The organism is Rhizobium sp. NZLR10 (assembly GCF_019685125.1).
In the GTDB taxonomy this organism is placed as follows: domain Bacteria; phylum Pseudomonadota; class Alphaproteobacteria; order Rhizobiales; family Rhizobiaceae; genus Rhizobium.
Window position 1 is genome coordinate 103,645 of sequence record NZ_JABDWE010000017.1, and the last position, 12,649, is coordinate 116,293.

At 60.6% G+C, this 12,649-nt stretch carries 14 protein-coding genes and 2 pseudogenes; 6 read left to right on the forward strand and 10 right to left on the reverse strand.

Going from position 1 to position 12,649, the window contains the following annotated elements; translation table 11 throughout:
* Positions 1–40: 40 nt before the first annotated feature.
* The 3 genes from HJB82_RS32065 (at position 41) to HJB82_RS23530 (ending at position 1,384) form a co-directional block, all read left to right on the forward strand.
* Positions 41–289: an MOSC domain-containing protein gene (locus HJB82_RS32065; protein WP_405048978.1), complete on the forward strand. Its 249-nt coding sequence runs from the start codon at positions 41–43 to the stop codon at positions 287–289.
* A gap of 239 nt (positions 290–528) precedes the next feature.
* A complete protein-coding gene (locus HJB82_RS23525) occupies positions 529–1,053 on the forward strand; it encodes a metallophosphoesterase family protein (RefSeq protein WP_221141640.1) in 525 nt (174 codons plus the stop codon).
* Positions 1,043–1,384 carry a hypothetical protein gene (locus tag HJB82_RS23530; protein ID WP_221141642.1) on the forward strand — a complete coding sequence of 114 codons (342 nt, stop codon included), beginning with the start codon at positions 1,043–1,045 and terminating at the stop codon, positions 1,382–1,384. Before HJB82_RS23525 ends, HJB82_RS23530 begins: the two co-directional genes overlap by 11 nt.
* On the opposite strand, the gene HJB82_RS23535 is transcribed toward HJB82_RS23530, so the two are convergent.
* The 3 genes from HJB82_RS23535 to HJB82_RS23545 form a co-directional block, all read right to left on the reverse strand.
* Positions 1,381–1,599 carry a hypothetical protein gene (locus HJB82_RS23535; RefSeq protein ID WP_221141644.1) on the reverse strand — a complete coding sequence of 73 codons (219 nt, stop codon included), beginning with the start codon at positions 1,597–1,599 and terminating at the stop codon, positions 1,381–1,383. The two genes, HJB82_RS23530 and HJB82_RS23535, sit on opposite strands and share 4 nt — an antisense overlap.
* Before the next feature lie 48 nt (positions 1,600–1,647).
* Positions 1,648–1,944: a DUF982 domain-containing protein gene (locus tag HJB82_RS23540; protein ID WP_221141646.1), complete on the reverse strand. Its 297-nt coding sequence runs from the start codon at positions 1,942–1,944 to the stop codon at positions 1,648–1,650.
* 306 nt (positions 1,945–2,250) lie between these two features.
* The gene (locus tag HJB82_RS23545; protein WP_221141648.1) at positions 2,251–3,300 is read right to left on the reverse strand and encodes a PAS domain-containing protein; all 1,050 of its coding nucleotides are present in this window, start codon (positions 3,298–3,300) and stop codon (positions 2,251–2,253) included.
* A gap of 127 nt (positions 3,301–3,427) precedes the next feature.
* Between HJB82_RS23545 and HJB82_RS23550 the strand changes: the two genes are divergently transcribed.
* Together HJB82_RS23550 and HJB82_RS23555 are read left to right on the forward strand one after the other, a co-directional pair.
* Positions 3,428–3,778 (forward strand): response regulator, encoded by a 351-nt coding sequence (locus HJB82_RS23550; protein ID WP_221141650.1) that lies wholly within the window; start codon positions 3,428–3,430, stop codon positions 3,776–3,778.
* A 667-nt stretch (positions 3,779–4,445) separates the two neighbouring features.
* Positions 4,446–4,595: a hypothetical protein gene (locus tag HJB82_RS23555; RefSeq protein WP_221141653.1), complete on the forward strand. Its 150-nt coding sequence runs from the start codon at positions 4,446–4,448 to the stop codon at positions 4,593–4,595.
* 356 nt (positions 4,596–4,951) lie between these two features.
* On the opposite strand, the gene HJB82_RS23560 is transcribed toward HJB82_RS23555, so the two are convergent.
* The 5 genes and pseudogenes from HJB82_RS23560 to HJB82_RS23575 all read right to left on the reverse strand — a co-directional run bounded on the left by HJB82_RS23560 (position 4,952) and on the right by HJB82_RS23575 (position 9,766).
* Complete coding sequence (locus HJB82_RS23560; RefSeq protein ID WP_221141655.1) at positions 4,952–5,623, reverse strand: hypothetical protein; 672 nt, start codon at positions 5,621–5,623, stop codon at positions 4,952–4,954.
* Between the two features lie 478 nt (positions 5,624–6,101).
* A complete protein-coding gene (locus tag HJB82_RS23565) occupies positions 6,102–6,740 on the reverse strand; it encodes an alpha/beta fold hydrolase (RefSeq protein WP_221141658.1) in 639 nt (212 codons plus the stop codon).
* A gap of 1 nt (position 6,741) precedes the next feature.
* Positions 6,742–7,146 (reverse strand): annotated as a pseudogene (locus HJB82_RS23570) (aldolase/citrate lyase family protein); the annotation flags it as partial.
* Between the two features lie 35 nt (positions 7,147–7,181).
* Positions 7,182–7,437, reverse strand: a pseudogene (locus HJB82_RS31730) (c-type cytochrome); the annotation flags it as partial.
* A gap of 154 nt (positions 7,438–7,591) precedes the next feature.
* Complete coding sequence (locus tag HJB82_RS23575) at positions 7,592–9,766, reverse strand: EAL domain-containing protein (RefSeq protein ID WP_221141738.1); 2,175 nt, start codon at positions 9,764–9,766, stop codon at positions 7,592–7,594.
* Between the two features lie 1,024 nt (positions 9,767–10,790).
* On the opposite strand from HJB82_RS23575, the gene HJB82_RS23580 reads away from it, so the two are divergent.
* The gene (locus HJB82_RS23580) at positions 10,791–11,495 is read left to right on the forward strand and encodes a DUF899 family protein (protein ID WP_221141662.1); all 705 of its coding nucleotides are present in this window, start codon (positions 10,791–10,793) and stop codon (positions 11,493–11,495) included.
* A gap of 108 nt (positions 11,496–11,603) precedes the next feature.
* Here the strand turns inward: HJB82_RS23580 and HJB82_RS23585 are convergent, their stop codons facing one another.
* Together HJB82_RS23585 and HJB82_RS23590 are read right to left on the reverse strand one after the other, a co-directional pair.
* Positions 11,604–11,756: a hypothetical protein gene (locus HJB82_RS23585; RefSeq protein ID WP_221141664.1), complete on the reverse strand. Its 153-nt coding sequence runs from the start codon at positions 11,754–11,756 to the stop codon at positions 11,604–11,606.
* Positions 11,757–11,808: 52 nt separating this feature from the next.
* Positions 11,809–12,612: a DUF1236 domain-containing protein gene (locus HJB82_RS23590; RefSeq protein WP_221141666.1), complete on the reverse strand. Its 804-nt coding sequence runs from the start codon at positions 12,610–12,612 to the stop codon at positions 11,809–11,811.
* Between the last annotated feature and the right edge of the window lie 37 nt (positions 12,613–12,649).

Here is a 12,649-nt window from a genome sequence, read left to right on the forward strand (position 1 = left end):
ATCCTGACGGGTCGGCGTCGAGGGCGACGCGCATCTGGGCGTGACGGTCAAGCACCGTTCTCGAGTACGAGCCGACCCGAGCCAGCCAAATCTCAGACAGGTCCATCTGATCCAACCGGAGCTGCTGGACGAGCTTGCCGACAAGGGTTTCGATGTCGCCCCGGCCGACCTCGGCGAGAACGTGACGACGCGCGGCGTCGATCTTCTGGCGCTTCCTCGTGGCACCGTCCTGAGGTTGGAAGCCGACGTCGAACTGCAAGTCACCGGACTTCGCAATCCCTGCTCCTAGATCGAAAAGTTTCAATCGGGCCTCCTGAAGGCGGTTCTAGACAAGACTCCGACGGGGGAAACCGTTAGGAAAACCGGCGTGATGATCGTCGTGATCAGGGGCGGCGTCGTCGCACCCGGCGATTTGATAACCGTCGACCTCCCCGCACCACCCCTGCTTCCTCTCGAAGTCGTATAGCAACTCGGCTTCGGGGAGCGGCCTGCCGTGGACGTTCGAGCGCAAAGCGCCAAATACCGCAGATGATCTATTTCACCGGCGATACCCATTTCGGCGATCCGCGCGTCCTCCGCCTCGATCGAAGACCATTCCCCAACACGCTCGAACATGATGTCGCGCTCGTCCGGAACTGGAACGAGACCGTGCGTCCTGAAGATGAGGTCTGGCATCTGGGAGACTTCATGTCGGCAAGAGCCGGCGATTGCACGGAGCTGCTGACCAGGCTGAATGGCCGCAAGCACCTGATCGTCGGCAACAACGACTCGGCGACCACCACCGGCTCTCCGGGATGGGAGAGCGTGCAGCACTATGCAGAGCTCCGGCAGGACGGATACCACCTAATCCTGTGCCACTACGCTTTCCGAACCTGGAACCAGATGGGCAAGAAGTCCATCAATCTCCATGGCCACTCCCACGGACGGCTGAAACCTCTTCCCCGCCAGTTCGACGTCGGCGTCGACGCGCAGGGCCTTCGCCCCGTGGCGATTGACGATCTCTTGACGAGGAAGCCCGTCGTATTGGACCAGGAGGGCTTCGTTGGAGATTAGCGGCAGCGTGCTTACGACGCCGGACGGCCGTTACATCGTCGTTCGCGGACGACTCTGGAGGAAGAGGAATTCTCACCTCGCGCAAGAGGAGCGAAAGCGCCTCGTGTCGGAACTGATGCTTGCCCGCGGTGCGGTAAAGGAAGCCGACGGGAATGAGGAGCGGCTCCGGGCGGCTCGGAAGGCCGTCGACGCCGCGAAGGTCGCACTGGGCGAGCGCGGGCCGGTGTGGTGGACGGATGGCGCGCCGGACTTGAACAGGCACATGGCGAGGACGACCGAGTACGCGGAATGGTTCGCCGCCGAACTCCGGCGCGGCTTGGTGCGTACTTAGCTTTTCGAATTTCGCCCGAACAGTTCGACGACCTTGGCCTCGCCCTCTCCTCGGAGCGGGGTCGTCGGCCTCTCGACGCCCCAGCGCGCCGTGTTCCATATCGTCGATATCCCCGGAGCGCCGATCCGCTGGTGGTGCATCCAGTCTAACGCGACGAACGGCGGTTGCCTTCTGAACATGCGCGGCTGCCCCCATTCGTCGAAGGACTTGAGCATCGCGCGCTCCATGTCCCCGAGATAGCCCTTCGGCTGACATCGGGCTTGTCAGCTCGCCATCTTCATTTCCGCCATGTCGTCCGGAAGGACGTGCATATCTGCGGCGTGGGCGGCGTGCACGAAGGCCGCGCGAGCGTCCTCCGGGTCACGGTAGAGTTCCATCGCATCGAGCACCGTTGCCAGCGCTTGATGGAATTCTGACGACCGCTTACCCATCGACGGCCAGCTCGTGCTGAGCAGCAGGCGGGCGAGATCGTCGACGGTGTGAGCCTGCCGATAACGGGCGACGCCTTCGATTTCGACATGGAGGGGGCGGATCGGAACCTGGATCTGGGAATTGTTCATGACGCGAGACTCTCCCTGGTGTGCCGAATCAAATCGTGAACACTGATTCAGTTCCGTGATGTTTCGAATCAGGCAGAAAGGCATTCCTCGCAAATCCCGTAACAGTCTTCGTCCATAACCGCGGGACGCCCACAACTAAATCAAATGGCCGCTCGGCGAGCCTTCCGGCGGCGAAATTTCGATGTCGGCTTCGCCGAAAACGAGGGTCGCTAGGTCTTCCATTTCGTGCCTTGATGTCGAGGGTTTGGACTCGAGATAGTGAAGCGGGCGGCAACTCAAGATGGGCAAACGGCGCGCTTTTGCCGTTCAGGGTTTCTCCTTAAGACTGCGGCCTACGCGGTCGAGAGATGGCAGGTCGACGACCAAGTGCAGACCGTCGTTCCGCCAGTCGCGCGAGATCGTGCCACCGAGCTGCCGCTCAAGAACGGCGCCGAGCAGAACGGTCCCGAAGCCCTTGCCTTCCGGCGACCGCTTGCCATTTCCTCCGGTCTCGGCCCACTCGAGGGATAGTCCGTCGCCCACCTTCCTCCACCCAATCGCAAGCCGTCCTTCGGGACGGGCGAGCGCGCCGTGAACCGCCGCGTTTGCGGCCAGCTCGTGTATGGCCAGTCCGATCGGTTGGACGGACGGGGCCGGTACCATGAGGTGCGGTCCCTCTATCTCCACGTTGCGGTCGCCGAAGACGCCGACCTGGAGTTTCACGATGGCGTGGAGCGACGCCTCCTGCCATCCGTTGTCCGCAAGCAGCATGTGGGTGCGCGAAAGAGCCTGCACGCGCTGCTGCACGGAAGCCGCGTATGCGGCGGCGTTGTCGGACCGGCTAAGCCGCACGATGCTGTCGACGATCGCCAAGACGTTTTTCGTCCTGTGGTCGACTTCGAGGAGAAGGCGATGTTCCGACTCCTCCAGCGTTTGGACCCTACGCAGTTCGGTGACGTCGATCTGCGAGGCGAAGTAGTATGCCATCTGGCCGTCGTCGTCTCGCAGCGGGCTGAGGTGAAGCTGGTTCCAGAAAGAGGAGCCATCCTTCTTATAGTTCAGGATTTCGACCGTGCCCTCCCGCTCCTGTGCGATGATAGCGCGGATTTCCGCTACGGCCGTTCTCGACGTGTCCTCGCCCTGCAGCATGCGGCAGTTCTTGCCGATGATCTCACTGGCGGAGTAGCCGGTGAGCTCCAGGAAGGCGCCGTTCGCGAGAATGATGGGGTAGTCGGCCTGGCGGGCGTCCGAGACGACCATCGGCATTCGGGTCCTTTGGAAAGCGAATGTCGCCAATTCCTTGTGGCCGGCCATGCCCTGCTTTGACGAGGCGGCCGGACGGTCGCCGTGGATGTCTGATTTTTCGGCTTCGGACACGTGTCACCTTTCGTAGCGTCGCATACTAGAACGTCGATGAAAGGCATTGGTTTCCGGCGCTTGGTCGCTCGTCTCCAAACCGTCACTTGCACCCCGGAAGTGGCGGTCGTATCTATCGGGTATGTCAATGTTTCCGACCCTTGGCCACGTACTCGTCCTTGAAAACGAGCCGCTCATCTCACTCGACACGGAGCAGATGTTGAAGGATTTCGGCGCCTCGGCCGTGACGACGTTCGACACCGGGGCGGACGCGCTGGATTGGCTGGCCTCCAACACCCCCGACCTCGCGATCGTCGATCCTCGGTTGAACGACGGCGTGTGCGCCGACCTCGGAGAGCGTCTGGTCGCTGCGCAGGTGCCTTTCGTGGTGTACTCGGGCGCCGGGGTGGACGACCCAATCTTTCAGGCGAGGGCCTGGCTCGACAAGCCGACGATGCCGGAGATCTTCGAGGGGACGCTCAGACGGCTTCTCGGCTAGGGCCTTGTGTCGAACTTCTTTCAGGCGTTGCAATTCCGGTTCGCCGACGAGCCGAGCGGCCTTATCCGGGGCCCTCAAAGCCAGCGTGCGCTCCCGGCGCTCCGGCAACCTCCGTCTGCAGCCCCTGGCTTCGAGGCCGCGGCCAAGGCGCGTTGCTTTTCTCGCCAACGGGGTCGGGGTTCGACATTGTCGGATGGACGTCGCGGGGGCGGACGCCGCGCCGCTATCGAGTGCTGGATGATGTAGGTTGGCAGGATTGGTGGCGAATCCCGCACATCAGCAGGCCGCCCGCTGCTTTAGGCGCGCTGCCCTCGCCTCACATGGAATTTCGAACGACCCACGCCAAACTCCGGCACGCGCCGCCTGGGCTATTGCCTGATCGCCTCGGAACGCCCCCTTCGAGTATCGGAGCCAGTCGATCGCCCAGCCCTGCGCCGCCGCATTTCACTCTTTCCCCGCCCCGAAGCGAAGAAAAGTCAGCCCGCGCCGCCTTGCGTTTCGCTCGCGGATCACCGCGACATTCCCCTGCGCCATAAACTGCCCGCTCGCCACATAGGCGCAGAATAGGCGCGGGCACTTAACGCAGTCGGTCCGGCATAGCTTGGGGCAGGTCGCATCAGGCCTCCCGCTGGGTGCGGGACCGGTTGACGGGTTGACGAGCGGCTGGATGACCGACGTCGCCATCATGGACCTCGTCCACAGTTCAGACGCATTCCTTCATGATGGCCGCGCTGGCGTGTCCGGAAGGATGCTGCACGTCCGCCGCTCGGTCTTCGACAGCTCGCTCGGCGAGACAGACGTCGAGGTCCTCGTGTAGAACGAGGAGGGCCGGGCCCGGCACTTCGCCGCGGGGCGGGCATTTCGGCGCATTCGCCCCAAGCGCCGCGATAGCTGTGTCATCTATCTCAGCCCAGAGTAACCTGCCTAAAAAGGTCCGCGCGAGCGCCCTGCTTTAACCTCTCCGCTTTGGCTGCGCTCCGGCATTCGCGTAGCCGCCGCTCCTGTACTTGCGAAGGAAAGTGCCGAGTAACTGCGAGAAGGAGTCGACCTGCTTCCCTCGTCCTTCGTGGCCGAATTGCGAAACGCGTCGGTTCACGGACAAAACGTCAGTTATACAAACAACCACCAAGAGACCCCACCGAGATGTGGTTCCAGCGCCTTGCGCTCCGGGCGTCACTCGCCTTCTTCGCCCGTCTTAGGGAAAAGATGAGTGATATTGGACCCAGCTGCGTGAATTCTCGCTGCCGTCTTCTTGGTGCCGGCCGTGCGGCGTTCGGCAGCACCTTGTACGACCGAGGCAAATCCTTCGCGCTGCCTGTAGTAGTCAGGCTTCTCCGGAAGACTGAGATCGAAATCGACGAGCAGTCTCTCGATGAGGTCCATGGCCTTCGCCGCAAGCACCGCATAGCCCTCCTGACGCCGCTCGAAAAACCCGTCGAATCCCGGACCCGAGAGATCAAGACTGTCCAACGCGTTGCCCAAGTTCGTTATACGGTTCGATAGCCATAAAGTCTCGTTGAAGAGCTCCCCGCCGAGGAAGCTCAGGTCCTGCGCCGGTGGAAGGACGAGAACCGGATCGGGCGTGTGGAAGACGAACTCGCCGTCGTTGACTGGATTGAACTCAGGCGTGTCGTTTACGGCAGCGTAAGCGGCGCCGACAAAATCGTCCAATGCCAGAGCTGTCAGCATCGCTGCGCCACGCGCGTTGGCTTTCGGGTCCCGCGCGCGTTCAGCACTCGCCCACCGCAGTGCGTTAGGTACGATCGTGCCGGCGGCGAAACAGCCAGCCCCAATCATCGCTCCGACGAACATAATACCCTGAGTTGTTTCGAAGAACTGCGTCAACACCTACCTCGTAAAGTTCGAGAAGCGATTTGCATCGGTCGCACGCAGGACGGAATCAGTACCGGCTTTTGCAGTGTGCCTTGCTTGAAAGCGATTAGGAATGCTCTCCCGAAGATGAGATCTCGACATGGTAGATTCAAGGTCGATGCCCAACGCGGTCCTCACCTCCGCTTGATGACCTTCGCCCGCAACGCTTCCGAGCGGCGGCGACCCCAGAGTACGCCAGGTGTTATCCCGCTCTGAGGCCTTCAGGACGCGGCGCGTCAGAAGTCTGCCGGACTGGCCACCTAGGAGTGAGTTATCAAAAGACGGCAGACCGCTCTGCTTTTCGACATGGACGCGTCAAAACGTCGCGAGATGTTCCGAGACGAGTTCGACGAACTGCTCGGGCACCTCGTACATTGGATAATGCCCAGCATCGACAAGCACCTTTACGGCCACGCTCCCATACCAGGTTGCAACAGTTTCGTGCGTCCGCTCAACCGACGTTCCCCGGATCCTTCCCGCCGAGCACGGCGAGCACCGGCGTCTTGTTGCCGACGACCTCGCGCGAGAAATCGGTCCCGGTCCAGGAAGACATGTAGGCTAGGAGCGGCTTGGGCGACGTCCCAACCAGACTAAGATCACGAAGTCCGTCTAGCCACTCTGGTGCCCTGGTATGCCCAGTGTGAACCTCGATCAACTTCTTCCGGACTTGTCCGTCGCCGACGGCGACCAATAGAAGCTGACGGCGCTCGTCAGTGATCTTGGCCCCAGAAGCAGGCACCGCGGCGACGAGTATAATCGACTGGACTTCATCTGGAAAATCAACGGTCAGGCGCTGCGCCGTCATCCCGGTCATCGAATGTCCGATGACATGATACCACGACCAGCCGAGCGACCTGGTAAGATCGCGAACGTCGTGTGCGACCTCCTCCACCGTATATTTTCCCGTCTCCCCAGAGCGGGTGCCATATCCTCGACAATCGAGGAACGCGACGGTGAATTTCTGACGATCCCAATATGGAAAGGTGGGCTCGAAGAGACGGTGGTCTCCCATCCAACCATGAAGGGCAATGACGTGGATGGAGCCTTCGCCGATCACCTTTGCCGGCCGTGCACTCGTTGCAGAGATCATATCAATAACCGCCCTTCGCGTTCCCTGACGCCTTCGCTTGCTCCTTCATGATGGATCTGAATGAAGTGATGCTCGCAGCGGCCGCTCCGGCGAGCAGCCGGACGTCATTCGAAACCGTCACCAGGTCGAATCCACATTTGGCAGCACTGGCTGCGTAGCTGGCAGAACCGCAATGCAGCGCGGCCTTGATGCCGGCACTATGGGAGGCCTTCAAAATCCGGTCGATCGCCTCGATGATTTCGGGCTCCTCGCGGTCGAACCCCGGAGCGTACTTCTTTCCTGTGAGCGCGATCGTGAGATCCGCAGGACCGATGTAGATGCCGTCGAGCCCCGGCGTGGTTGCGATCTCCTCGAGCTTGTCGAGAGCCTCGGCCGTTTCGATCATTGCGAAACACACGATCTCCTCGTCGGCTTCTCCAAGATAGTTCCGCCAGACGAGATCAGCGCGAAGGGGCTCATGACGGCATTGACGCGGGAACCGGTCTTAAAGTCGTGGAGCTGCTTATAGATGACCGCGGCGTATTGGCCTCCGAGGTTCGGCGAGTCCGCGCGGCTGATTCCGGTCTGCCCGTGACAGATTGCACACCGCTGTGGGAGCGTCGAACCGCCCGATGGATTCGGCAGGTGGCCTGCGCAGCGCCACTTCGTTCAGTGTCGCCGACGACACCGAATAGTCAGGAGCGACGACGTCGCTAGCCGACCGATGCACGGCGCGATATCGTGAGACGATGCCCAATGGCTAAAGCCTCGGCGGCCGGCTTGGCAGGGCGCCTGGCGACTTTCTTGGCTAAATGCCTTGGAAACGCTTCCCTTGCCCGAGTACCCCGAGCGCAGTTCGAGCGGGCCGCGCTTCAGGCAGTGAATACCCGCTTCCCGCTTACGCTGTACAAATCGATAACGGCCGCGCGGGGAAGAGGCCGCGAGATCAGAAAGCCTTGGAGGCTGTCGCACCCAAGGGCCACTAAAGCATCACTTTGTTCGTCCGTTTCCACCCCTTCAGCCGTGGTCTTAAGACCTTTTGCTCGAGCCATATTAATCATCGCCTCGATCAATGGCCTGCTCTCTCCCTGCACTGCATCGATGAACGACTTGTCGATCTTGATCCTGTCGACCACGAGGTTCTGCACCCTTGAGAAGGAGGAGTATCCCGTTCCGAAGTCATCAATGGCGATACGCACACCCGCATTTCGAAGGACAGCAATGTTCCCATCGCTATGTCCTTCTCCACCCAAAGCCAAAGACTCGGTGATTTCGATCTCCAGTCTGTTTGGATCGATGTTCCATTTCGCCAATCTGGACAAAACACGAAGAGGATAACCGTCGGAACAGAGTTCCAGCGCCGAGGCGTTGATTGCCATAGAGGTGGAAGGAAGGTCCGCCATGACACTGCAAGCATCTTCGAGCACGATGGCGCCGACCTCATGGATAAGGCCGATTTCCTCGGCAATGGGGATGAAGATGTCGGGAGCAATGAAACCTTCTTCAGGATGCTTCCAGCGGGCAAGCGCTTCCATTGATGACAGGCCCTTGTGCTCCGCCGAATATACCGGCTGATAAAAGACCTCCATTTGAGACCTTGTCTCGAGCGCCAGCCGAAGGTCGTGTTCAAGCTTCCGACGCCTGCGCAGCAGCTCGTCCATATGGCCGCCGAAGATCGCGAAAGTGTTTCGACCAGCCGCCTTGGCGTGGTAGAGAGCTATGTCGGCCTGACGGGTGAGTTCCGACGGATCCGCGGGGCCGACAGCAACCGCAGCTCCGACGCTCGCACCGATGACGATATGGGCGCCATCTATCTCGAAAGGCTCCCGCAGGTGCTGGACGATCTGGGCGCAAGCGGAGGCGGCCACCTGACTGTCGGCTTCTTGAAGCAGGACGGTGAATTCGTCACCTCCGACGCGGCCGATGATCGCCGGCGACATAGTGTCATTCAAGCGCTGGGCCACCAGCGAGATGAGCTTGTCTCCCGTCGGATGCCCGAAAGTATCATTGACCGCTTTGAACCGGTCGAGGTCTATGAACAACACGCAGTGGCTCTGGTTCTGAGAAGCCGCGCCGAGCCGGGCGGCAAGTTCGGTGCTGAAATGAGCGCGGTTGGAAAGGCCAGTCAGCGGATCGCGCGAGGCGAGATGCTGGAGCTCCTCACGACTCGAGGCAAGGCGTGCTGAGCGTCTCCAGATCGCACGCCCGAACAGGTTTGCCGCGACGAAGATGGCAACGGCGGCCAGGCCGACCGCCGGCAGGGTCGCTTCCAACACGCTCGCACCTGGGCGAAATGGGCGCCAGGCGAAGTAGCCGATAGCGGCGCCCGCACGAGACTTCAACGGAACGAATGAGTGCTCCGCGTCCGTCGGAGCGTCATTCGAGAACTGCATTTCGGAAAATTGGTAGTCCTTTCCGATCTCGGACGCGAAACTTTGATCGAGGAACCTCACAGCCACATGTAGATTTTGCTCCCCCGGCTGTTGTTCGATGTCGCCGGTGTCTGAGACAATTGGCTTGACGCTCACAATCGCTGGGTGGCGCCCTACATATGTAAGGTCGCTTTCGCCGATTGAGAGCACCCGGTCCGTGACCCCTTCGCCGTCGCCGGCAGCAAGTCGTTTCTGCAATGCATCCGCCAGCGGCGCATAAGCGACACGCAGATCATCCGGCGTCAATTCGCTATCAGAGGGCGCAATGAACTCGTAGATCGGGCTATGGTCGGCGGAAAGTACGATGGCCGCGTCATGTCCGAAATAGGTGTGCATCCAGTCGCCGAGGTTCGACCGAAGCCATTCGAGATCCCGCGCGTCGGTTTTTCGAACCGCGTCGTCCCAGACTGTCGCGCTTTCCTGATCATGAGCAACGCTAGCCTGCATCTTCGAGACGATCAGTCTGACGAGATCCCGCTGGCGGGCCTCCGCGACCACATCGGTCTGCGCTGCGGCCCATTGGAGGGTACCAAAAAGGACGCACCCTATGATCAAGGACGTGGCTGCCGGGAGAACCCATTTTAAAACCCACTGCGACCGCGCCTGCCAATTCATCTGCATTACGTCCTTCTATGTGCGTAGAGCGTAAAACAGGGAGCGTTAAAGCGCGCGGAAGGGGATTGGTTAGCACTTCCTTTCAGACCCGGCCGTTCGATCTGATCACCGGCGCCGTTTCCCGGACCACCGAGGGCAATAAGCTCGGTTAAGGCGTATTGCCGCCCAGGATTGAGTGGTAATGCTGCAAGCATCGTCTTGGCGGCGAGAGAGAAGAAAATTGACCAAGGACATGATCCTGCCGGACGGCAGGCACGAAGGATTCCCCGTCGTCGTTTTGACGGGGTCTCCTCGTTCGACGTCCTTCGACGCCTCTGGCTGAAGCTTGTTCCGGAGGACGACGTGTGGCGCGCGGGCCTTCGCCATCGGGCCGCGGAACTCCTGGACGTGTCAGAGTCCCTGTATGGCGCCGAGCATCGCCCGGCGTCCGAAATCCCCCAGACGTGTCGGGTGTACCCGGTGGCGATCGCTGATCACATCAAAAACTTTAGCCGCCGTTCGGTCCTTGCACACCAAAGTCCTTTCACGCCAATCGTGTTGTATTCCTGGGCGACATCATCGAACGCGGACCGGACAGGTCCCCGAACTAGGACGCCATCCACAAAGACGGCTGATCTTTGGAAACCACGAGGAATTCCTCCTTTATCTCCGACAAGCGAGATCTTGTCTTTGGACACTGGATGAAAAACGGCGGAGTGGCATGCGCGACTCGACGGTCAGAACGCAACCAAAGCATACTCCGACGTCCGTCGGGCTCATTCTAGCAAGTCCAGACCCCCTCGCCGCAATTCGCGGCGCGGAATCTTTAGCGATCGAGGGTGATCATGTTTTTGGTTCGCGCAGGGCTGCGGCCCGGCATCCCATTGGCCCAGCGCCACCAGGGCCCTGTCCTTGTCGAAAACCGATCTCCTCTTACGTCTCCTAAAGGTCGGGGTGTGGAAAATCATCACACGCACCCGTCACCGTCACCAGAAGGCTGATTGAATCGCGACGCTGTCAGTGTGAACCAAGGGAGGAAAGTCACATGGAAATGGGCGAGTTGAAACCAGCGAAGGAACTGGCCGCGAAACGTTCGAGCAGATTCAAGAATGAAACTCCGGACTACGCCGAGGCAAGGACGGCTCTGCTTGCCGAGGAGATCGAAGTCCGACGACATCTCACCAGGCTTGCGGAGCAGCGCCGGCGCCTGCCTCCGGGCCCGGTCGTCGAAAAGGACTATCGCTTCAGGGACGAGAACGGCGCCGAAGTCGGGCTGGCAGACCTGTTCGGGCATCACGATACGCTTGTAACGTACTTCTGGATGTTCGGCCCGCAGCGCGAACGGCCCTGTCCCATGTGCACGAACTTCCTCGGCGGAGCGAATGGCAACGGTGCCGACATCAAGCAGCGGGTCGCGTTAAAGATCATCGGCCGCAGCCCTGTGGATCGGCAGCGTGCATTCGCCGTCGAACGCGGCTGGCGCGACCTAGATTTCGTTCAGACCATTGGCGACGACTATGCAAGGGACCTAGGTCTGCTCGACGACAAGGGCTTCGAATATCCCGCGTTGACGGTCTACCAGAAGGACGGGAATGACGTTCGCGTCTTTTATAATGCCGAGATGCCCGCCGAAGCGGCGGATCCCGGCCAGGATCCAAGAGGATCAGTCGATATCGCACCGCTCTGGAACATTCTGGACATGACGCCGGCCGGCCGCGGTACGGACTGGTACCCGAAACTCAACTACTGAGCGGGATCGCTTCAGCGTCGAAAAGAGAACTGCGGCCGAGCGTGAAGCCAAGCAAAAAACTCGGAACACCTTCTCGAGGTCGCCGCGCAGTCTCCGGGCGCCGCCGGATCAGGGGCCAGCCGATCGAACAGGAACCCAGACCCGAGCCGATGCCGCATGCCCTGATGACAGGACGAGGCTGCCGACAATAGCGACCATGGCGATGAGAATGACGATGATGGGAAAGGCAGCGCCGGACGGCTTATCTTCATGGTAGATCATTGATTGCTCCTGCGGCCCGGCGGCGCATAAGACACCACCGGGATAAACCGTGTTAGGCCTCGATGATGTAGACAATCGTCAGAGCATCGGGATCGACGATGACGATTCGGCCATCCGCAAGGATGAAGAAGCGGTAGCCTTCATACTGCGGAACGATCTTCACGATGCGCGTCGGCAGCCTTTCCAGTCGGATCTTCTTGGGGATGTTCGTTCCGACGGAAACCGTGAAGTCGACTTCCTTCACAGGCGCAACATGGACCTCCTTCACCACCGTTCGAATTTCGGTCTGCTGCTCGACCGAGATGTTGACGTTGGTCTTCGTCGTGTTGTTGTTGACGTTGGTTTCGGAAGAGCTTTTGTTTGTTGTTGTCGCGTTTTGGTCTGTCGACTGCTTAGACGCATCGCCGCTTTGCGTGGTGCTCTTCGTGCCTGTGGTGGCCGAACCGCTACTATCCGTGGTGCCGGACTTGGCGGCGGGCTTCTGTTCCGTCGTAGCGCCACCGCTGGCGTCTTTCGAGGTAGGTTTGGTTTCTGTCGAAGTCTTGCCGGACGCACTTCCGCTCGTCGAGCCATCGGTCGAAGGCTGCTCAGCGCTCTTTTTCATGTCAGAGCCCTGACCGGATTTCTGCTGAGAGGACCCGCCCTTGCCTGGGCAGGCGCCGGAAGCGTCAGGGGCGCAGTCGGTACCGGTCTTGGCGGAGCCCGACTGCGAGCCGGCGTCCGTGCCCGTCTGAGAGCCGGACTGGGCCTGGCCGCTGCTCTTGGTGTCCTGCTGAGCAGCCGCCGGCAAAGTTGCAAGCGGCGATACACCAAGTGACAACGCTGCCAAGAGCATGGTGAAATGGTTGCTTTTCATAATGACCTCCGAGGGTTTGGCACACGATGCCCGCCCG